17 protein-coding genes and 1 tRNA gene are annotated in these 20,587 nt (G+C 74.8%); 8 read left to right on the top strand and 10 right to left on the bottom strand.

The features are described from left to right. Positions 1-146 precede the first annotated feature (146 nt). Positions 147-902: a DNA alkylation repair protein gene (locus IEY37_RS13480; RefSeq protein ID WP_188942219.1), complete on the bottom strand. Its 756-nt coding sequence runs from the start codon at positions 900-902 to the stop codon at positions 147-149. A 111-nt stretch (positions 903-1,013) separates the two neighbouring features. Between IEY37_RS13480 and IEY37_RS13475 the strand changes: the two genes are divergently transcribed. Beyond that, positions 1,014-1,619, top strand: coding sequence for a deaminase (locus IEY37_RS13475; protein ID WP_188942217.1), 606 nt, complete (start codon positions 1,014-1,016; stop codon positions 1,617-1,619). Here the strand turns inward: IEY37_RS13475 and IEY37_RS13470 are convergent. Beyond that, positions 1,589-3,085 (bottom strand): pyridoxal phosphate-dependent decarboxylase family protein, encoded by a 1,497-nt coding sequence (locus tag IEY37_RS13470; RefSeq protein ID WP_188942215.1) that lies wholly within the window; start codon positions 3,083-3,085, stop codon positions 1,589-1,591. The two genes, IEY37_RS13475 and IEY37_RS13470, sit on opposite strands and share 31 nt — an antisense overlap. Before the next feature lie 434 nt (positions 3,086-3,519). Here IEY37_RS13470 and IEY37_RS13465 point away from each other — a divergent pair, with 434 nt between their 5' ends. Both IEY37_RS13465 and IEY37_RS13460 read left to right on the top strand, forming a co-directional pair. Continuing rightward, positions 3,520-4,782 (top strand): aspartate kinase, encoded by a 1,263-nt coding sequence (locus IEY37_RS13465; protein WP_188942214.1) that lies wholly within the window; start codon positions 3,520-3,522, stop codon positions 4,780-4,782. Beyond that, positions 4,779-5,840: an aspartate-semialdehyde dehydrogenase gene (locus tag IEY37_RS13460; protein ID WP_188942212.1), complete on the top strand. Its 1,062-nt coding sequence runs from the start codon at positions 4,779-4,781 to the stop codon at positions 5,838-5,840. Before IEY37_RS13465 ends, IEY37_RS13460 begins: the two co-directional genes overlap by 4 nt. A 78-nt stretch (positions 5,841-5,918) precedes the next feature. Here IEY37_RS13460 and IEY37_RS13455 read toward each other — a convergent pair whose 3' ends face one another. Further along, a complete protein-coding gene (locus IEY37_RS13455; protein WP_188942211.1) occupies positions 5,919-7,154 on the bottom strand; it encodes a hypothetical protein in 1,236 nt (411 codons plus the stop codon). A gap of 46 nt (positions 7,155-7,200) precedes the next feature. Here IEY37_RS13455 and IEY37_RS13450 point away from each other — a divergent pair, with 46 nt between their 5' ends. The 3 genes from IEY37_RS13450 to IEY37_RS13440 all read left to right on the top strand — a co-directional run bounded on the left by IEY37_RS13450 (position 7,201) and on the right by IEY37_RS13440 (position 10,948). Beyond that, the gene (locus IEY37_RS13450) at positions 7,201-8,493 is read left to right on the top strand and encodes a hypothetical protein (RefSeq protein ID WP_188942210.1); all 1,293 of its coding nucleotides are present in this window, start codon (positions 7,201-7,203) and stop codon (positions 8,491-8,493) included. A 100-nt stretch (positions 8,494-8,593) separates the two neighbouring features. Continuing rightward, positions 8,594-9,145 (top strand): NADPH-dependent FMN reductase, encoded by a 552-nt coding sequence (locus IEY37_RS13445; protein WP_188942209.1) that lies wholly within the window; start codon positions 8,594-8,596, stop codon positions 9,143-9,145. Between the two features lie 96 nt (positions 9,146-9,241). After that, a complete protein-coding gene (locus IEY37_RS13440) occupies positions 9,242-10,948 on the top strand; it encodes an AMP-binding protein (protein ID WP_188942208.1) in 1,707 nt (568 codons plus the stop codon). A 179-nt stretch (positions 10,949-11,127) separates the two neighbouring features. Here the strand turns inward: IEY37_RS13440 and IEY37_RS13435 are convergent, their stop codons facing one another. From IEY37_RS13435 to IEY37_RS13420, 4 genes are all read right to left on the bottom strand, one after another. Continuing rightward, positions 11,128-13,164, bottom strand: coding sequence for a S9 family peptidase (locus tag IEY37_RS13435; RefSeq protein WP_188942207.1), 2,037 nt, complete (start codon positions 13,162-13,164; stop codon positions 11,128-11,130). A 73-nt stretch (positions 13,165-13,237) separates the two neighbouring features. After that, positions 13,238-14,026, bottom strand: coding sequence for a VOC family protein (locus IEY37_RS13430; RefSeq protein ID WP_188942206.1), 789 nt, complete (start codon positions 14,024-14,026; stop codon positions 13,238-13,240). A 124-nt stretch (positions 14,027-14,150) separates the two neighbouring features. Then, entirely contained in the window at positions 14,151-15,245 is a 1,095-nt protein-coding gene (locus IEY37_RS13425; RefSeq protein ID WP_188942205.1) for a fatty acid desaturase family protein, read from the bottom strand. Between the two features lie 249 nt (positions 15,246-15,494). Beyond that, positions 15,495-15,701 carry a cold-shock protein gene (locus tag IEY37_RS13420; protein WP_188942204.1) on the bottom strand — a complete coding sequence of 69 codons (207 nt, stop codon included), beginning with the start codon at positions 15,699-15,701 and terminating at the stop codon, positions 15,495-15,497. 266 nt (positions 15,702-15,967) lie between these two features. Here IEY37_RS13420 and IEY37_RS13415 point away from each other — a divergent pair, with 266 nt between their 5' ends. After that, entirely contained in the window at positions 15,968-16,348 is a 381-nt protein-coding gene (locus IEY37_RS13415; RefSeq protein WP_229674390.1) for a VOC family protein, read from the top strand. 88 nt (positions 16,349-16,436) lie between these two features. Here the strand turns inward: IEY37_RS13415 and IEY37_RS13410 are convergent. The 3 genes from IEY37_RS13410 to IEY37_RS13400 all read right to left on the bottom strand — a co-directional run bounded on the left by IEY37_RS13410 (position 16,437) and on the right by IEY37_RS13400 (position 19,840). Beyond that, a tRNA-Pro gene (locus IEY37_RS13410) sits at positions 16,437-16,513 on the bottom strand. Positions 16,514-16,584: 71 nt separating this feature from the next. Beyond that, a complete protein-coding gene (locus IEY37_RS13405; protein WP_229674389.1) occupies positions 16,585-17,499 on the bottom strand; it encodes a metallophosphoesterase in 915 nt (304 codons plus the stop codon). Further along, positions 17,492-19,840: a penicillin-binding protein gene (locus tag IEY37_RS13400; protein WP_188942203.1), complete on the bottom strand. Its 2,349-nt coding sequence runs from the start codon at positions 19,838-19,840 to the stop codon at positions 17,492-17,494. The genes IEY37_RS13405 and IEY37_RS13400 overlap by 8 nt, the downstream gene beginning before the upstream one ends. A 410-nt stretch (positions 19,841-20,250) precedes the next feature. Here IEY37_RS13400 and IEY37_RS22675 point away from each other — a divergent pair, with 410 nt between their 5' ends. Then, on the top strand, positions 20,251-20,556 hold the full coding sequence (locus IEY37_RS22675; protein ID WP_373298340.1) for a WhiB family transcriptional regulator: 306 nt from the start codon (positions 20,251-20,253) through the stop codon (positions 20,554-20,556). Positions 20,557-20,587 lie beyond the last annotated feature (31 nt).

The raw sequence follows: 20,587 nt of genomic DNA, 5'->3' as shown, positions 1-20,587 counted from the left end.
GATCAGGCCCCGTCGCGGCGGCTAAGGAGCAGCGACGCCTGCGACAGGCGGTCGACTGCGGTGCGCACCACGGGTCGGACCCTACTCCCCCCGGCCGGCGGTGCCGACCCGGTGCCGGCGTCCCGTCGGCCCGGCGGGAGTGCCCGTCACAGGTGCTTGGCCGCCTCGCGGACGGACAGCGGGCTGAGCGCGGCGCCGTGCCGGGACAGGAAGCCGCGGACCCACGCCGGGTCCGTGCGCGCGTACTGGCGCAGCGCCCAGCCGATGGCCTTGCGGACGAAGAAGTCCGGGTGGTCGGCGTTGACGAGCACCACGTCGGTCAGCAGGTCGACGTCGGTCCGGCCGCGGGCGTCCAGCTGGGCCAGGACGGCGACCCGCCGCAGCCAGCGGTCGGGCTCCCGCGCCCACGCCCGCAGCAGCGGCCGCATCCGGCCCGGGTCGGCCTGCAGCAGGGCGCCGACGCGATGGGCGATCTCGTCGACGTGGTCCCACCACGCCCCGGTGACCACCATCTCGCGGTACAGGTCCAGCAGCTCGAGCCGTCCGGCGGCCGCACGCAGCCCGGTCAGTGCGGTGGCGGCGTACCGCTCCTCGCGGTACGAAGCCTCGCGCCAGAGCCGGGCGGCGGCCGCCCCGAGCGCGGCCACGTCGTCCGGCGGGTGCAGCCGCGCCTGCTCGCGGACGGTGCGCCGGACCTCGGGGACCCGCACGCCGAGGAACGGCAGTGCGGACCGCATGTAGGACTGCATGCCGGGAGCGAGCGCGGGCTCGGCGAGGGCGACCAGCCCGGCACGGATCCCGTCCACGAGCGGGTCGCCGTCCGTCCGGGGACCGCCCGCAACGGCATCGACGACCGGTGCGGCCGGCCGCGGGGGACCGCTGTCCGGGGGCACGGTGGTCATGGTGCCGGCTCGGCGGCCGTCCGGCGCGGGGACGTCCCGACATGCGGAGCACGGCCGGCGGCTGCGGCATGCTGACCGGCGACCCGTCCCGCCGCCGGAACCGGAGCCCGCATGACCGACCCGACCCGCCTGGCCACGTCGTTCGCTGCCGAGCTGCCGGCGTGGGTGGCGCCGTTCCTGCAGGGCTACGACGGCCCGACGGCCACCTCCCGGGACCGGATGGCGCTGGTGCACGCGCTGGCGGACCGGAACTGGCCGGCGGGCAACGGCGGGCCGTTCGCCGCGGTGGTCGCCGACCCCTCGACCGGGGAGGTGGTGTCCGTCGGCGTCAACGTCGTGCTGTCCAGCGGACTCAGCTCCGCGCACGCCGAGGTGACGGCCATCTGCCTTGCGCAGCGGGCGCTGGGCACCTGGGACCTGGCCGCCGCCCGGCCCGGGCTCGAGCTTGTCGTGAACTGGCGGCCGTGCGCGATGTGTTTCGGCGCGGTGCTGTGGTCGGGCGTGCAGCGCCTGGTCGTCGCCGGTGACGGGCCGGAGCTGGAGGCGCTGACCGGCTTCGACGAGGGTCCGGTCGTCGCCGACTGGGCGGACCAGCTCGCCGCCCGCGGCATCGACGTGGAGCAGGACGTGCTGCGCGAGGGTGCCCTGGCGACCTACACGGCCTACGGGACGGGGCGGGCGCTGGTCTACAACGCCCGGCGCTCCACGACCGGCTGACCGACCAGCCGGTCACCATCCGGTCCCGACCGACCGGCCGCCTCTACGCCGGGGGAGCCGCCGACGGACCCGACGGCCCTGCGCACGGCCGCCACCGCGGCGGCCACCTCGTCCGGGCCGGTGGACCAGTTGCTCACCGAGATCCGCAGCACATCGCGTTCGTGCCACCGGGAACCCGACAGCAGGATGCCGCCGTCAGCGGCCAGCGCGCGGCCGATCTCGACGGTGCGGTCGGTGCCGGCAGTGTTTCCAGCGCCGCGCACCGCGAAGCACACCTGGGTGAACGCGACCTCGTGGAGCACCTCGACGCCGTCGACCTCGCCCAGTCCGGCGGCGATCGACCGCGCGGCGGCCGCAAGCCCGGACACCAGCTCGACCAGGCCGGATCGGCCCAGCGACCGCAGCGCCGCCCACACCGGGATGCCGCGGGCTCGCCGCGACAGCTCCGGGACCCGCTCGTACGGGTTGCCGGGACCGGCGTCCTCGCGGACCAGGTAGCTGGCGTGCACGCCGAGCGCCGCCCGGAGCGCGAGGTCGTCGGCGACGACGGCGATCCCGCAGTCGTAGGGGACATTGAGCGTCTTGTGCGCGTCGGTCGCCCAGGAGTCGGCGGCGGCCAGGCCGCGGATGCGGTCGGCGAACTCCGGGCAGGCGGCCGCCCAGAGTCCGAACGCCCCGTCCACGTGCACCCAGGCGCCGTGCCGGTGCGCCACCTCCACGGCGTCGGCGAACGGGTCGAACGCACCGGAGTGCACGTTGCCGGCCTGCAGGCAGACCAGGGTCGGGGCGCCGGCGGGGACCTCCGCCAGCGCCGCCGCCAGCGCGTCGACCCGGATCCGGCCCTGCTCGTCCGCGGCCACCGGGGTCGGGGCGCCCAGCCCCAGGTACCGCAGCGTGAGATCGACGGTGTCGTGGCGCTCCGCCCCGACCAGCACGTGCACCCGCGGGACGCCGGCGAGGCCGTCACGATGCACGTCCCATCCGGCGGCCTGCAGCACCCGTCCCCGTCCCGCGGCCAGACAGGTGAAGTTGGCCATCGTGGCGCCCGTGGTGAAGCCGACCCCGGCCGTGGCGGGCAGCCCGAGCGCGTCCAGCAACCAGCCGGCGGCCGCCTCCTCCAGCGCCGCGGCGGCCGGGGTCGCGGGCCGCATGCCGGCGTTCTGGTCCCACGCGCTGACCAGCCAGTCGGCGGCCAGGGCCGCCGGCAGCACCCCGCCCATCACCCACCCGAAGAACCGGCCGGACCCGATCGCCATCAGCCCCGGGTCGGCGAGGTCGGCGAGCCGGTCGACCACCTCGTCGGGAGGCAGACCGACCTCCGGCAGCGCGCCGCCCACCTGCGCCAGCAGCCCGTCGGCAGCGGCCTGCGCCGGCACCGGTCGCGCGTCGAGCGCATCGAGCCAGCGTCGGGCGTGCTCCGCGGCCCGGGAGAGGGCCGGATCGTAGGAGCCGGGTCGGGGGGACATGGGACCTCCAGGGCTCGCATCGGGTCACCGCGCCGGCCCCGCCCGCGCGTCGGTGCAGCGGTGGCGCGACGGCGTCCGCGGACACCGGCACTGCCGTCCGGCGATCCTCCCGCCCGGCGCCACGGCGGGGAAGAGCCTCAAGGGCGGCGATCTTGCGCCCGGCGTCCGGGCGCCGGCGGAGCCCCTGCGGCCCACCACTGGCCGGGCGGGAGGAACTCCGGTCGGGGGTCCGGTGCTACGGCCGGGGCGACATCCCTGCAGGTCGGGCGGTCGGTGGGCGGGGTGGCGGCCGGTACTGTGGACCCCGGCCCGCTCGCCGGCGGCGCCCGGCCGCAGGTGGCAGACCTGCACGCAGCCGCGGACGCCCGGTGCGGCGGTCCGTGCCCCGCCGCCGGCGCGGTGGCGGAGCGGGAGCGAAGGGCAGGAGCAGCTCGGTGGGCCTGGTGGTGCAGAAGTACGGCGGGTCGTCGGTGGCGACGGCCGAGCGCATCAAGAAGGTGGCCGAGCGCATCGTCGCCACGCGCAATGCGGGCGACGACGTGGTGGTCGTCGTGTCCGCCATGGGGGACACCACGGACGAGCTACTCGACCTGGCGACGCAGGTCGCCCAGGACCCGCCCGCCCGCGAGCTGGACATGCTGCTGACGTCGGGCGAGCGGATCTCCAACGCCCTCGTGGCCATGGCGATCAGCGCGCAGGGTGCGCACGCACGGTCGTTCACCGGCTCGCAGGCCGGCGTGATCACCACCGCCGCGCACGGCAAGGCCCGGATCATCGACGTCACCCCCGGCCGCATCCGCGCCGCGCTGGACGAGGGCGCCATCGCGCTCGTCGCGGGCTTCCAGGGCGTCTCGCAGGACACCAAGGACATCACCACGCTCGGCCGGGGCGGCTCGGACACCACCGCCGTGGCGCTGGCCGCGGCGCTGCACGCGGACGTCTGCGAGATCTACACCGACGTCGACGGGGTGTTCAGCGCCGACCCGCGGATCGTCCCGGACGCCGCCCGGCTGGACCGCATCACCTACGAGGAGATGCTCGAGATGGCGGCGGCCGGCGCGAAGGTGCTCATGCTGCGCTGTGTCGAGTACGCCCGGCGCTACAACGTCCCGGTGCACGTCCGCTCGTCCTACTCGGACCGGCCCGGCACCATCGTCACCGGCAGCATCGAGGAGTCGACCGTGGAACAGGCACTGATCACCGGCGTCGCGCACGAGCGTGGCGAGGCGAAGGTGACGGTCGCCGCCGTCCCGGACCACCCCGGCGTGGCCGCACGGATCTTCCGGGCCATCGCCGACGCCGAGGTGGACATCGACATGGTGGTGCAGAACATCTCCCGCGCCGAGGGCCGGACCGACATCACCTTCACGCTGCCCAAGGCGGACGGCCCCCGTGCGGTCGACGCGCTCGAGGCCCGGCGCGCCGACATCGGCTTCGAGTCGATCGTCTACAACGACCGGGTCGGCAAGGTGTCGCTCATCGGCGCCGGGATGCGGTCCCACCCCGGGGTCACCGCCACCTTCTGCGAGGCCTTGGCCGACGCCGGCGTCAACATCGACATCATCTCGACCTCGGAGATCCGCATCTCGGTGCTGGTCGCCGACACCGAGCTGGACACCGCGGTGCGGGCGCTGCACGCCGCGTTCGACCTCGGCGCCGACACCGAGGCCGTCGTCTACGCCGGTACCGGCCGATGAGCGCCCCGCGCGACGGACTGCGGGTCGGCGTCGTTGGCGCCACCGGGCAGGTCGGATCGGTGATGCGGGAGATCCTGGCGCAGCGCGGGTTCCCGGTGTCGTCGATCCGGTTCTTCGCCTCCGCCCGCTCCGCCGGCCGGACGTTGGACTGGCAGGGAACCGAGGTCACCGTCGAGGACGCCGCCGGTGCCGACCCGTCGGGGCTGGACATCGCGCTGTTCTCCGCCGGCGCGGCGAGTTCCCGGGTGCTGGCGCCGCGGTTCGCCGACGCCGGCGCCGTGGTGATCGACAACTCGTCCGCGTGGCGGATGGACCCGTCGGTGCCGCTGGTGGTGTCCGAGGTCAACCCGGAGACCGTCGCCGAGGTGGTCCGGCCGGGCCGGGGTGCCGTGATCGCCAACCCGAACTGCACGACCATGGCCGCGATGCCGGTGCTCAAGCCGCTGCACGAGTTCGCGGGGCTGACCCGGCTGGTCGCCAGCACCTACCAGGCGGTGTCCGGCTCCGGGCTGGACGGCGTCGCCGAGCTGGACGGCCAGGTCCGCGCGGTCGCCGACCAAGCCACCGCGCTGGTGCACGACGGCCGTGCGGTGGAGTTCCCGGCGCCCAAGAAGTACGTGCGCCCGATCGCTTTCAACGTGCTGCCGTTGGCCGGCAACCTGGTCGACGACGGCAGCCTGGAGACCGACGAGGAGCAGAAGCTCCGCAACGAGTCCCGCAAGATCCTCGGCATCCCCGACCTGCTGGTGTCCGGCACGTGCGTCCGGGTGCCGGTCTTCACCGGGCACTCGCTGTCGCTCAACGCCGAGTTCGCCCGGCCGGTGACGGTGCGCCGCGCGGTCGAGCTGCTGTCGGACGCGCCCGGCGTCGAGCTGGCCGACGTCCCGAACCCGTTGCAGGCGGCGGGAGCGGACCCGTCGTTCGTCGGCCGCATCCGGCAGGATCCGGGCGTCCCCGGTGACCGTGGGTTGGCGCTGTTCATCTCGAACGACAACCTGCGCAAGGGCGCGGCGCTGAACGCCGTGCAGGTCGCCGAGGTCGTGGCCGGCCTGCTCTGACGGCCCGGCCCGGCACCCGGACCGGTCCGGGCCGGCCGGTGTCCCCGCCGGACCGCACGACTCGGCGGCGGCGGCCGCTCAGGGCGCGGCGCAGTCCACGGTCACCATCGACCCGCGGGAGCCGCCGGGTCCCTCCTCGGACACGGCCAGGTAGCCGCAGTCGGCCGGCCCGCGGTCCGTGGCGGTGATGCCCTCCTGCTGGGGCAGCCCGGGGTCGACGAGCTCGCGGTGCGGCCAGTCCGGGAAGGACGCCGGGTCGGCGGTCGGTGACGGCGCGCGGTACTCGACGACCTCGTCGTAGGTCAGCAGCAGCAGCCGGCCGCGGGACCAGCTCGCGTCCGTCACGACGGTGCCGGTCAGCAGGGATTGCAGCGGCGAGGCCGGCCGGGGCGGCACGAACGTCCGCACCAGCGCCAGGTCGCCGCCTGCCGCGGGTCCCCGGTAGATGCGGTGTGCCGGGTCCTGACCGGGCCGGGCGCCCGGCTTGGTGATCACGACGACGGAGCCGTCCGCGGCGACGACCAGCGCCTCGGCGTTGTGCGGGCCGTCCGGGTAGCGGAAGTGGAGGTCGTCGGCCGGGACCGGCGCCGACGGGACGGGACGCACCGACGGTTCCCGGAGCCGGTGGACGACGATGTCGTCGCGCCGCTCGGCGTTGTCGCCGATGTCCCCGACGAACAGGCACCGTCCCGCGGCCGGTCCACAGCTGCCGCCGGCCAACGCCTCGCCGTTGCGCGCCGACAGGCCTGCGACCCGGACCCGGCCGAGCAGCGCCCCGCGGGCGTCCACCACCGGCAGGTCCGACACCCCGGTCGCGTCGTCCAGCAGGAAGTACGCCCGGCCGCCGGTCGCGGCGACCACCCCGCTGGCCTCCGGCGCGACCCCGGCGGGCAGGTCGACGGGGTCGGCCCGCCGGTAGCAGCTCAGTGGGCAGTCCGGCGACGTGCCGGCGGGCCGGGCCGTGGGCGACGGGGACCCGGTCGACTCTCCGGATCCGGACGCGGATCCGGACGCGGTGGGGCCGGACGCTGTGGATCCGGTCGTCGTCCCCGGTCCCGCGCCGCCGCTCCGGGTGTCCGGCGTCGCCCGTGTCGCGACGGCGGATCCGGTCGACGCGCTGGGTTCGCCGGTGGTCGGCGCCCGGCTGCCCGCCGGCGCCGGTGTACCCGCGCCGCCCGTCGTGCCGGCCGCGACCGGTGCGCCCGCCGCCGGGGTGCAGGCCACCGCGCCGAGCAGCAGCGCGACGAGCAGCGCGAGGCGCCGGGCGCGGCGTCCGCGCACGGCGGCCGGCGGCCGGGACGGGCGGGGGGGCACCGGACGAGGGTAGAGGGGCGGCGGGCCGACGTAGGGTGGCCGGACCATGGGCTGGTCGCGGCGGCGGGAGCGGGCCGGGTCGGCCGCGGCCCGGCGGGCATCCAGGCTGGCGTCCTGGCTGGCGTCCGGACTAATCCTGGCCGGCTGCACGACCGGCGGGACACCGGCGGCAGCGCCGTTGCGTCTCGGCCCGCTGTCGGCCGTGCACGCCGTGGTGGCGCCCGGCACGGCCCTCGCCGCCGGTACCGCGCTGCTCGCCGTCTCACCGGACGGCACCGGGCGGGCGGTCGTCGACGCCGGCGGGGCGGTCTGCGTCCGGCGGGTGCACGGCGGGTCCGTGGGCTGCGTGCCCACCGGGGCGTCGCCGGGGAGGCTGTCGGCCGCGTTCTCGCCGGACAGCCGGACGCTGGCCGTCGGGCTCGACCTGACCGGTGCGGCGGCCGGGCGGGTGTGGACGGTGGACACCGGCACCGGTGCCGTCACCCCCGTGCCGGCGGTCGCCGGGGTGGCGGCGCGCCGCACGACCGCCGCACCGTCCGCGACGCCCCGCGGGTCCGCGGTCGCCGGGACGTCGACGGCTCCGCGACCGACGTCCGCCGCTCCACCGGCCGGCACGCCCGCGGACGCCTACCGCTCGGGTGCCGCATGGGTGGCCATGGCGTGGAACGTCGCCGACGGCCATCTGGTGCTGCTCAACCTGCTGGTGTCCGACGCCGGCCCGTCCGTCCGCGTCGTGGACCTCGACCCGGTCACCGCGGTGCCGCGGCTGCTGGGCACGGTCACCCGCGCCAACCAGGGGGTCGGCCCGGTCATGGCCGTGCGCGGCGACACGCTGCTCGTGCAGGTGTACGTGGCCGACCGGACCCGGCCGGACCTGGCCACCGTCGACCTGGCCTCCGGAGCGGTCCGCGACCTCGGCCAGATCGGGTCGCCGGACACCACCGCCGTTCCCTACGACGTCGCACCGGACGGGCGCACCGCGCTCGTCGGTTCCGCCGGGCTGGCACCGTCCGGCCCGCCGGGGCTGCTCGACCTGTCGACCGGCCGGCTGACCGCGATCCCCGGACTGACCGGCACCTTCGTCGCCGGCGGGTACGCCCCGGACGGCACCGCGGTGGCGGCGGTCACCGCCGGCGGCACGGCCCCGGTGCAGTTGTGGCTGGCCGGCACGGACGGCAGCCGCGGTCGGGGCGTCGCCGGCACGGTCGGCCAGGTGCGCAGCGGCGCGCGGCTGTGCTGGTCCCCGGTGCAGGTCGTCGCGGTGTGCGGGGCGCCGCCCGGGTCCGCCGCAACGACGGGGCCGGGAGCCGCCCCGCCGGCGTGGGTGCTGCGCGGCTGATCGGCCCGGTGCCGCCCGGCGGCGGCGTGCGGCCGGGTCGGCCGTCCCCTGCCGGTGCCCTGCCGCGGGCCGGCCGGGCGGGGCGGGGCACGATCGGGGCGTGAGCACACGCATCGTCGGCATCGGGGGATCGGTCGACCCGGGCTCCCAGTCCGGGTACGCGCTCGAGGCGGTGCTCGCACGGGCGCGGGACGGCGGCGCGGAGGTGTCCAGCTTCACCGGGCGCGGGTTGGACTTCCCGCCGTACCACAGCGGCGCCCAGCCGCCGCCCACCGCGCGGGACTACGTCGAGGCGGTGCGCGCGGCCGACGCGGTGGTGATCTCGTCGCCCGGGTATCACGGGACCGTCTCCGGGCTGGTCAAGAACGCCCTCGACTACCTCGAGGAGCTGCGCACCGACGACCGCCCCTACCTCCACGGGCGGGCCGTCGGCCTGATCGCCGTCGCCCGGGGCTGGCAGGCGGCGGTGACCACGCTGACCACGCTCCGGCAGGTGACCCACGCGCTGCGCGGCTGGCCGACGCCGCTGGGCATGGCGGTCAACAGCGCCGTGACCCGGTTCGACGCCACCGGCGCCACCGAGGACGGCGCGGTGCGCACGGCCGTCGGCCTGCTGACGCGCCAGCTGCTGGACTTCCGCCCGCCCGGCTGAGACGTCCGCCCGCTCCGGCGGTGGCATCCTCGAACCCGCACACGCCCGGCGGTGGACCGCCGGCGGCCCAGGCGACGCAGCCGGAAGGGACCACTCATGCCCGCGCAGCCCACGGAGGCCACCGAACAGCTCCGCGCCGCCCGCCGCTTCCTGGTCGAGCACCGGGAGGACTACGCCGGGGCCCGCGCGGGCTTCCGCTGGCCGCGGCCGGAGACGTTCAACTGGGCACTGGAGTGGTTCGACGTGCTGGCCACCGAGCACCCCGACCGGCCTGCGCTGACCATCGTCGAGGAGGACGGCACCGTCGGCAGCTGGACCTACGCCGAGCTTTCCGCCCGGTCGGACCAGGTGGCCGGGTGGCTGCAGCGGATCGGGGTGCGGCGCGGCGACCGGGTCATCCTGGCGTTGGGCAACCAGGTCGAGCTGTGGGAGGTGATCCTGGCCTGCATCAAGCTCGGTGCGGTGCTCATCCCGGCGTCCACCCTGCTGGCCGCGGCGGACCTGCGCGACCGGGTCGAGCGGGGCCGGGCCCGGTTCGTCGTCGCCCGCTCCGCGGACACCGGCAAGTACGCCGACGTCGGGGGCGACTTCGTCCGCGTGGCCGTCGGCGACGCGACGCCCGGGTGGATCCGGTACGCCGACAGCCTGGCCGCGCCGGCCGACTGGACCCCGGACGGGGTCACCCGGTCCACCGACACCCTGCTGCTGTACTTCACGTCCGGCACGACGGCGGTGCCCAAGCTGGTGGAGCACAGTCACCTGTCGTACCCGGTCGGCCACCTGACGACCCTGTACTGGGTCGGCCTGCGCGAGGGCGACGTCCACCTGAACATCTCCTCGCCCGGCTGGGCCAAGCACGCCTGGTCCAACGTCTTCGCGCCGTGGCTGGCCGGGGCCACCGTCTTCCTCTACAACTACGGCCGGTTCGACGCGCCGGCCCTGCTGCGGGTCATGCAGGAGCACGGCGTCACCACGTTCTGCGCCCCGCCGACGGTCTGGCGCATGCTCATCCAGGCCGACCTGTCGGCGCTGCGGACCCCGCCGCGCGAGCTGGTCGGGGCGGGCGAGCCCCTGAACCCCGAGGTGATCGAGCAGGTGCGGGCCGCCTGGGGGCTGACGATCCGGGACGGCTTCGGGCAGACCGAGACGACCCTGGCGGTCGGTAACTCACCGGGGCAGCCGGTGAAGCCGGGGTCGATGGGCCGCCCGATGCCGGGCTTCGAGGTGGTGCTGGTGGATCCGGCCACCGGAGGCCCGGCCAGGGAGGGGGAGATCTGCATCGACCTGGCCGACCGCCCGGTGTCCCTGCTGACCGGCTATCACGGCGACGACGAGCGCACGGCCGAGGCCATGTCCGGCGGCGTCTACCACACCGGCGACGTCGGCTCGGTCGACGACGACGGCTACATCAGCTACGTGGGCCGCGCCGACGACGTGTTCAAGGCCTCGGACTACCGGATCTCGCCGTTCGAGCTGGAGTCGGTGCTGATCGAGCACGAGTGGGTGGTCGAGGCGGCCGTCGTGCCGTCGCCGGATCCGCTGCGGCTCGCGGTGCCCAAGGCGTACGTGGTGCTGGCGGCCGGCGTCCAGCCCGGTCCGGAGACCGCCGCGGCGATCTTCGCCCACTCCCGCGAGCACCTGGCGCCGTACAAGCGCATCCGCCGGCTGGAGTTCGCCGAGCTGCCGAAGACGATCTCGGGCAAGATCCGCCGGGTCGAGCTGCGGGGCCGCGAGGAGGAGATCCACGTCGACGCGGACGCCCGCCCGGACGGCGAGTACCGCGAGGAGACCCCCGGGCGGTGAGCACGCCCGGGGGGTGAGCGCGCCCCGGCGGTGAGGACTCCAGGGCGGTGAGGTCGCCCGCGCACCGGCGCCGGTGCAGCGGACAGTCCGGGGCTGCGATGCCGGCCGGGAGCGACGGCGTCCGGCCGCAGCCCTCGGCGATCCCGGTCCGCCTGCCGCCGCCGTATGCTCGCCCGCGCTCAGCCGGCGAGCACTCGGCGGGCGAAGTCGATGTCGCACGCCACCTGCCGCAACCGCTCCTCGACGACCATCGACCCGTGGCCGGCGTCGAAGCGGTACACCTCGTACCGGGCACCGCGGTCCGCCAGCGCGTCCAGGTAGGTGTCGACCTGGCGGATGGGGCAGCGCGGGTCGTTCTCGCCGGCCAGCACCAGCAGCGGGGTGCGGACCTGGTCGACCCAGGTCAGCGGGCTGGAGTCGGTGTAGGCCGCCGGCCGGTCGTCGGGTGCGCCGCCGAACAGTGCACGGTCGTAGGCGCGCAGCTGCTCCATCTCGTCCTCGTAGGCCTGCACGTAGTCGGCCACCGGGACCCCGGCGATGGCGGCGGCCCAGCGTCCGGGCTGCGCGCCGACACCGAGCAGGGTCAGGAACCCGCCCCAGGAGGCCCCGGCGAGGACCGAGCGGCCGACGTCCACCATGCCGGCGACGACGAGCGCGTCGTGGACGGCGGCGATGTCGGCCAGCTCGGTGTGCCCGACCCGCTCGGTCAGCGCGTCCCGCCAGGCCGATCCGTACCCGGTGGACCCCCGGTAGTTGACCTGCACGACGACGAAGCCGGCGTCCAGCCACGCCGCCCGGGTGGCGTCGTAGACGTCCTCGTCGGCGTCGGCGGGTCCGCCGTGCAGGTAGAACACCGCCGGCCCGGCCTGCTGGGTCCGGCCGGGGCCCGCCGGCGCGCCGAGTTCCGCGGGTCGTGCCAGCAGGGCGTGGATCCGGCCGCCCGGACCGTCCACCCAGACGTCGTGCACCGGCTCCGACCACGGCGCCGGGCGACCCGGCGTCGGCAGCAGCACCGTGTCGGCGCCCGCCGCGTCCAGCCGCCGCAACCGCGCCGGCTCCGCCGCGTTCGACCAGCGGTACCAGACGCTGCCGTCCGGCCGGGCGATCGCCCCGGACACGACGCCGCGGGCCGCCGGCAGGTCGGTCAGCTCCTCGGTGGCCAGGTCGTAGCGGTGCAGGGTGGTGCGGCCGGCCCGGGTGTGCGCCACCAGCAGCGCCTGGGCGTCCGGGTAGAAGTCCCCGGCCAGGTCGCCGGGCAGGTCGATGGCCAGTTCGCGCACGTCACCGGTGGCCAGGTCCCACAGCAGCAGCTCGTCCCGGCCGCCGCGTTCGTGGCCGACCAGCAGCCGCTGGTCGCCCGGCACGGGCGAGAAGACGACCGCCTCGAGCCCGCGGCCGGGTGAATCGTCGAGTTCGCCGACCACCGACCCGTCGTCGACGCGCAACGCCCGCAGCGCCGGGTAGCGCGAGTCGCCGTGCTCGGAGTGGGACAGCACCCAGAGGGTCTCGTCGGTGGACAGCGCCCCCACGCCGGCGTCGCAGTCGCTGCGGTAGACCTCGGTCGCGGTGCCGTGGGTGGCGACCCGGTGCACCCGGCTGCCGTCGTCATCGGAGAAGCCGGCCAGCACCACGGACCGGCCCACCGCCAGCCCGGCCGGGTAGCCGGGCGCCACGTCCGGCATCGCCGGCGACGCGGAGCCGGGTCCGCCGCCGAACGGCTGCCACTGCCAGGACCCGAACTCGTCGCCCGCCTCGTCGTGGAACCAGAACAGGGCCTCGCCGTCCGCGGACAGCTGGCCGTGCACCGTGCCGTCGGGGCGCTGGGTGGCCTGGGTCTGCCGGCCCGTGGCGGCGTCCCAGCAGTACAGCTCGTAGGTGCCGGTCGCGTTGGACAGCACCACGGTCCGGTCCGGGGCGTCGCGGGCCGGGTCGGGGAGGCTGATCCGCACGGCGGAGAACCGGCGACGCCAGCGGTCCTCGCGATCCGGGTCGTCGAACAGCCGCTCGGGGACGCGCGCCCGGGGATGCCGGGTGGCGGGGCCGTCCGCCGGCGTGCCGTCCGGTGCGGGCGCGAGCGCCGGGGCGGCCGTGGCAACCCCGTCCACGGACGGCGCCTCGGACGGCGCCACGGACGGCGCCCCGCCCGGCCGGGTGTCCGGTGCGCCGGCGCGGGCGTCGGGCTCGGGTGCACCGGCGGGGGACGCTGCGGAGGTCATCGGCCCATCCTGCCGGGCGGCGATCCGGGTGCGGCGGGCGCCCGGAGCGCCGCGCGCACCGCCGCCGGTCGCGTCACTCGCCGCCGTCGGCGGTGGGGACGGACAGCATCGCGGTGGCGCCGGTCGCGTCCTCGATCTCGGTGATTCGGCCGAACGGCGTGTCCCGCGGCGGTTGCAGGATCCGGCCACCGGCACCGACCGCGGTCTCCGCCGCGGCGTCGACGTCCGCGACGGCGAAGTAGACGACCCACCGGGAGAGTCCGGCCGTCGACGGCGACCGGGTCAGGTCGAGCACGCCGGCGACGGTGCGCCCGTCGACCTGGCCCTGCGAGTACCGGAACTCCGCGCTGTCCGACAGCGGCTGCAGTCCCCATCCCAGGACGTCCCGGTAGAAGGCGGTGGCGGCGTCGAAGTCGCGGGTGTGCAGCTCGTCCCACACGACCGAGCCGGGCTCGTTGTACCGGGTGAAGCCCGGGAGCTCGGCGGCCTGCCACAGCCCCACGGCGGCGCCCGACGGGTCGGTGAGGACCGCCATGGCGCCGAGCGTGCCGACGGTCACCGCGGGCACCGCGACGGTGGCCCCGGCCCGCTGCGCGGCGGCCACCGTCGCGGCGGCGTCCGGGGTGGCCAGGTACGTCGACCAGCCGTCCGGTGCGCCGGACTCACCGGTGTTGGTCACCATGCCCGCGACGGGGCGGTCGCCGAGCACGAAGTCGACGTAGCCGCCGTGCTCGGGGGCCGGTGGCCGCGCCGTCCAGCCGAGGACCTGCCCGTAGAAGGCCGCGGCGCCCTCCGGGTCCGACGTCAGCAGCTCGACCCAGCACGGTGTGCCGGCGGCGAAGGCGGTGTCTCTGGTCGTCACGGCGGGGCCTTCCGGTCGTCGGTCGCGGTGTCACCGAGGACGCTAGTCAGCCACGCCGACAACGGCTCCGCTGACGACGAGGGCTGACCCGGGCTGTCCTGTTCCGTCCCGCCGGACCATCCGCTCAGACGGTGCGGAGGGACGCGGCGACCGGGCAGGCGAACGACGGGGCCCGCAGCCCGACCCGGTTCAGGTGGGCGGCCACCAGCTGCCAGGCCCGGTGGATCGGCACCTCGTGGTAGGTCACGCCGCGATCGGCGCAGTACTGCCTCACGATGCGGCGAGCCTTGCGCAGCGCCGGTCCCGGCATGCTCGGGAACAGGTGGTGCTCGATCTGGTAGTTGAGCCCGCCCATGGCGAGCGAGGCCACGCGGCCGCCGGCGACGTTGCGCGAGGTGACCACCTGCCGGCGGAAGAAGTCGACCCGGGCCTCGCGCGGCAGCACCGGCATGCCGATGTGGCTGGCGGCGAAGGCCACGCCCAGGTAGACGCCCGTCACGGCCAGCTGGACGCCCAGGAACGCGCCGGCCTTGCCGGGCGGCAGCAGGGTGAACACCAGCGCCGGGTACAGGGCCAGCCTGCCGGCGAGCAGCGCCGTCTCGACGCGCCCGCGGTTGCGCCGGGTGCGGCCGAACTGCCACTGGGCGCTCTGCACGTGCAGGTTGAGCGCCTCGACCACCAGGACGGGGAAGAACCACCAGCCCTGCCGGGCGTGCAGGTACCGGCCGATGCGGGACGGGAACGGCGTCCGTTCCGGCGGGAAGAAGTGCACGACGGCGGCGTCGATGTCGGGGTCCTTGCCGACCTGGTTCGGCGCGGCGTGGTGGCGGGTGTGCTTGTTCTGCCACCAGGACAGGCTGATGCCGCCCAGCAGGGTGCCCAGGACGAGCGCCACGCGCTCATTCCAAGCGTTCGAGGTCAGGATCTGCCGGTGCGCGGCCTCGTGGCTGATGAAGATGATCTGCGTCAGCACGACGGCCAGGGCGGCGGCCAGGGCCAGCTGGGCCCAGTGGTCGCCGAGGAGTGCGACGCCCGTCCAGACCCCGGCGAGCGCCAGGAGCGCCAGGCCGATCTTGGTGGCGTAGTGGCCGTATCGCCGGCGCAGCAGGCCCTGTTCCCGGACGGCGGCCAGCACCTCGGTGTACTCGCTGGCGGTCCGATGGGCGGGACGGGGCGTCCGGGCGCGGGTTCCGCCGGGCGTGGATGCAACTGTGGTCACGAGGACCCTTCGCTGATGGTCTGTCTCGATACCGGGACGTCGACACGGCAGCAGGGGGACCTGGTGTGGACTGCTGCCGGCGGCAGCACCGGTGTGGCGCGGGCGTCCGCGAGGACGCGGCAGCCGGACGTTAGACGCTACGGGTCCACCGGCGGTAGGACCCCGCCGGTGGACCCGGGTGGAATGTGGTGCGCGACCGGTCAGGTCGGCGCTCGTGCCGTCAGAAGCTCGACGGCACGGGGGATCCGGTCAGGAGAGGACCGTGACGCCCGTGGCCTGCGGGCCCTTGGCGCCCGAGGTCACGGTGTACTCGACGCGCTGGTTCTCCTCGAGTGACCGGTAGCCACCGGCCTGGATCTCCGAGTAGTGGACGAAGACGTCCGGGCCGGGCTCGGACGGCGTGATGAAGCCGAAGCCCTTCTCGGCGTTGAACCACTTGACGGTGCCCTGCGACATTGATGCTCCTGCATGATGCGGTGAGTCCGGTCACGGACGTGACGGGACGTGAAGACAGATGATCCCGATGTCCACGCCACATCTCGTCACGACGTCCGGTCGGACGGCGCGTACATCAGCGAAGAGAACCTCGAAGCCTTCTGGGCTTACCGTGCCAGTCTGGCACAGATCCCGGCCGGGCGTCGGGCGCGGTGACGGCCGACACGCGTGGACAGGGCCGCCGGGGTGCCGTAGGGGACCGCCCGGCGGGTGCCACGATCGCCGTCATGCGGGGCCGGACGGGACGGATGTGGTGGGGTCTGGCGCTCGAGACGCCGGACCCGGAGACCCTGGCGCGGTTCTACTCGGTGCTGCTCGACTGGCCCGTCGTGCATCGTGAGCCGGGGCAGGCGGTGCTGCAGCCGCCGCAACCGGGCGTGTTCGTGGTCGACCAGCAGTCCGACGGCTACACGCCGCCGGTGTGGCCGCCGGCGCCGGGGGAGCAGCGTCCGATGGCGCACCTCGACGTCCAGGTCGAGGACCTGGACGCTGCGGTGACGGACGCGGTGGCCCTGGGCGCCCGGCTCGCCGACCACCAGCCGCCGGCCGTGCGGGTGCTGTTCGACCCGGTCGGTCACCCGTTCTGCCTGTGCCGGGACGACGGGTGACACGGACGCTGCAGGACGTCCGGAACGCCGGCGGGGCCGGGTTGCCGTCGTGGGGCCGGGCCGTGCCGGCGACCCCACGACGCACCACTGGTCGGGGTGACAGGATTTGAACCTGCGACCTCTTCGTCCCGAACGAAGCGCGCTACCAAGCTGCGCCACACCCCGTGGAGCCCGACAAGTCTATCCGACCGCCGGCGGTGGTCCGTACCGCTTCCACCGCCTGGCGTCCGGCCCGGTCAGCCGCGCGGCGTGAGGGTGAGCAGCGTCGCCTCCGGCCGGCAGCAGAACCGCACGGGCATGTAGGGCGAGCTGCCCAGCCCGGCGGACACGTTGAGCCAGGTCGTCTCGCCCCACCGGGACAGCCCGCGGGCCCGGGACCGGTCGATCCCGCAGTTGGTGACCAGAGCCCCGATGCCGGGCAGCCGCACCTGGCCACCGTGGGTGTGCCCGGCCAGCACCAGGTCGTACCCGTCTCCGGCGAAGGCGTCGAGCACGCGGGGTTCGGGGGAGTGCGCGACGCCGATCCGCACCACCGCGTCGGGATCTGCGGGCCCGGCGATGTCGGCGTACCGGTCGCGGTGCAGGTGCGGGTCGTCCACACCGGCCAGCGCGATGCGCTGGCCGCGGATCTCCAGCGCCTGCGTCCGGTTCGACAGGTCGACCCAGCCGCGCTCGGTCAGCGCCGCCCGCAGGTCCCGCCACGGCAGCGGCGGGCTGGTCGGCAGCCGGGGCGCCCGGACGAAGTACCGGTGCGGCGACTTGGGCCGGGGAGCGAAGTAGTCGTTGTTGCCGAAGACGAAGGCGCCGGGGACGTCGAGCAGCCCGCCGAACGCGTGCACCGCCACCGGTACCGACCGCTGGTGGGAGAGCGTGTCCCCGGTGTCGATGACCAGGTCCGGCCGCAGGTCCGACAGTGCCCGAACCCAGGCCACCTTGCGCTGCTGGTCCGGGGTGACGTGCAGGTCCGACAGGTGCAGCACGCGGACCGGCCAGGACCCGGGCCGCAGCACCGGAACCTCGACGCGCCGGAGCACGAACAGCTGCCGCTCGACCAGCGTCGCGTACAGGCCGACGGCCGCGCCGGCACCGGCCAGCCCGGACAGCGTCCCGACCACCGGGCCGGGCCCGCGCCCCCGCGTGGGGTCAGCCACTGGTGCCGGCCGAGATGGTGATGGTCACGTTGGACCCCGGCAGCGCGTTGATCTTCGGCGACTGGTCGATGACGACGTTCGCCGCCGCACCGGACGGCGCCGCGGACACCACGACCACCGCCTTGAAGCCCTTGGCCGACAGCTGGCTGCGCGCGGTGTCCAGGTCGTACCCGATGACGTTGGGCACCTGCGCGTTGTCCGAGCCGGTCTTGTACCGCCCGGCCTCCGGCCCGAACTGGTCGTCCACCAGGCCGGCGTGCAGCGGGGTCATCGCCGACAGCCAGGTCGCGGCCGGCACGGATCCGCCGCTCATCCCGGTCGTCGACCGGTCCGGCGTCTGGCCCATCGCCTGTGGCGTCGAGCAGCTGCCGGACAGCTGGCGGGTCTGGCTGTTGATGCAGATCGACTGGGGGCGGTCCAGGTAGTCCCAGACGACCGAGGCGCCGCTGTAGAACGGGGTGAAACCCAGGAACGCCGACGACTTGTAGTCCTCGGTCGTGCCCGTCTTGCTGGCGGCGACCCTGGTCCACTTGGCCGCGACGGCAGCGGCGTGCGCGGTGCCGTTGTCCGCCGTCAGGTCGTCCTGCATGGCGTGGCTGAGCGTCCTGGCCAGCTCCGGGTCGACGGCCTGCGCGCAGGCCTGCTGCTTCTGCTGGACCGGGTTGCCGTCCCGGTCGAACACGGTGTCCACCGGCGTGGGCGGGCACCACAGACCGTCCGAGGCGAGCGTGGCGCCGACGTTGGCCAGCTCCAGCGGGCTCACCGGCGACACCCCCAGGGTGAAGGAGACGATGTTCTGCGCCACCACCTCCTGGGCGTAGCTGCGCCCGGAGCCGGTGAACGACCGGTCGACCTGGCCAGCGTCGAGCGAGTAGCCCTTCATCCCCATCGCGACGGCCATCTGCACGACCTTCTGCAGGCCGATCTGGTCCTCGAGCGAGACGAACGCCGTGTTCGGCGAGGTGGCCAGGGCCTGTTGCATGGTCATCTGGCTCGGGAAGGTGCCCGAGTTGTTGAAGGCGTGCGCCGGCGCGTTCGGGCTGGTGTAGCTCGCCGGGGAATCCAGGATGGACTGGGTGCCGAGCCCCTCCTTGAGCGCCTCGGCGGCGGTGAAGATCTTGAAGGTCGACCCGGCGCCCAGCGGGGCGAAGGTGGTGACCAGGCGCTGCACCGTCTCGCCCTTGGCCTTGTCCAGGCCGTACGGGCGGTTGGCCGCGAGGGCGAGGACCTTGCGGATGCCGGCGTTGGGCTGGACGACGGCCAGCACGTCGGCCACCCGCTTGTTCGCCGCCACGCTCGGGTTGGCGTTGCCGTCCACGGCCGCCTTGGCGTTCTTCATCGCGGCCGGGTCGAGCGTGGTCCGGATGGTGTAGCCGCCGCGGGCGATGTCGTCCGAGGACATGCCCTGGTTCTCCAGGTAGTCCAGCACGTACTGGCAGAAGTACCCGTAGGTGGCGTGGTTGTCGGCGGACAGGCAGCCGTTGGGGGTCGGCGTGCGGTTGAGCCCCAGGCTCTTCTTCTTGGCGGCGGTGGCCTGCGCCTGGGTGACGCCGGTGGCCGCCCCGTTCTGCGCCATCAGGTTCAACACCAGGTTCTTGCGGTCGACGGCGTCCTGGTAGTGGTCGGGGTCGAACGGGTTGTACTTGTTCGGGTTGTTGACCATCCCGGCCAGCAGTGCCGCCTGTTGCAGGTTGAGCTTGTCGGCGTCGATGCCGAAGAAGTACTGCGCGGCGGCCTGGGCGCCGTAGACGCTCGGTGCGAACGCCACCAGGTTCAGGTAGCGCTCCATGATGTCGTCCTTGGACAGGTGTCCGGGCAGCTCCAGGGTCAGCGCGATCTTGGCCTCCTGCAGCTTGCGCAGCGGGGTGGCGGCGATCGCGGCGGCCTTCTCCTGGTCGGTCCGTGCCTCGACCAGGAACCGGTAGTTCTTGACGAACTGCTGGGTGAGCGTCGAGCCGCCCTGCTGGCCCGTCGTCCCGGACGAGTTCTTCAGCAGTGCGCGGATGGTGCCGCGCCAGTCGACGCCCGGGTGGATGTAGTAGCGGCGGTCCTCCGTGGAGACGATCGCCTGCACCAGCAGCGGCGAGATCTTGGACAGCGGGACCGGGACCCGGTTCTGCTCGTAGACGTACGCGATGGGCGCCCCGCGACTGTCCGTGATCGTGGTGCGCTCCGGGAACGGCTGGTCCATGTCGGTCAGCGGGGTCTCGGCAATCGCGTCAGTGACCTTGTTGGACGCCAGCCCGACGCCGACGGCGTAGGGCAGCAGCAGGCCGGCCACCAGCACACCCGCCACCAGGGTCGCCACCAGCAACTTGCCCAGACCGCCCACGACTCGCACGCGGCAAGGGTACTGGGGACCCCCGACGGTCCCTGTGAGCTCGTACGGTGCCTATCGGCGAACGGGTGGTGACAGGGGACCGTCGCCCACCCGTCGTGACGGGATATCACCGCATCGAGTGACGTATCGAGGGCCGAAATTGTCCCTCTTTCGAGGGGAACGCTCCTCGTACCCCGGACGTCTGACTGCCGTTCGGGTTCGTCGACACCGTCGGTGCGCCCGTGGCGGCACGGGTGCGCCGTCGATGTAACGAGCGGGCCCGCCCGTCGATGTCACTGTTGGGGAAAGGTGATCGAACCATGACGACCGTCAGCCTGCGGATCGTTCCGACGAACCAGCGCCGCCTGGTCAAGGACGGGACGCGCGTCGCCACCAGCACCACCGGTGGGCCCGTGCCGGCCCTGCCGCTGCTGGGTCGGCCGGGTGCAACGAGTGACAACGACTGGTCGGTGCGGGCGGTGTGCTCGGGCAGTGACCCCGACGCGCTGTTCGTCACCGGGGCCGCGCAGCGCGAGGCCGCGAAGATGTGCGCCGGCTGCCCGGTCAAGCTCGAGTGCCTGGCCGACGCCCTGGACAACCAGGTCGAGTACGGCGTCTGGGGCGGCATGACCGAGCGCCAGCGCCGCGCCCTGCTGAAGAAGTCCCCGGAGGTGACCAGCTGGCGCGAGGTCCTCGAGGGCGCCCGCACCAGCGTGCTCGCCCCCGTCGCCAGCTGACGACCCCGACGCCCGGGCCCGGACCGGTCGC

The organism is Nakamurella endophytica, assembly GCF_014646215.1.
GTDB classification, from domain to species: Bacteria; Actinomycetota; Actinomycetes; order Mycobacteriales; family Nakamurellaceae; genus Nakamurella; species Nakamurella endophytica.
The sequence above is the reverse complement of the archived record's forward strand: the minus strand, read 5'-3'. Positions and strand labels throughout refer to the sequence as shown.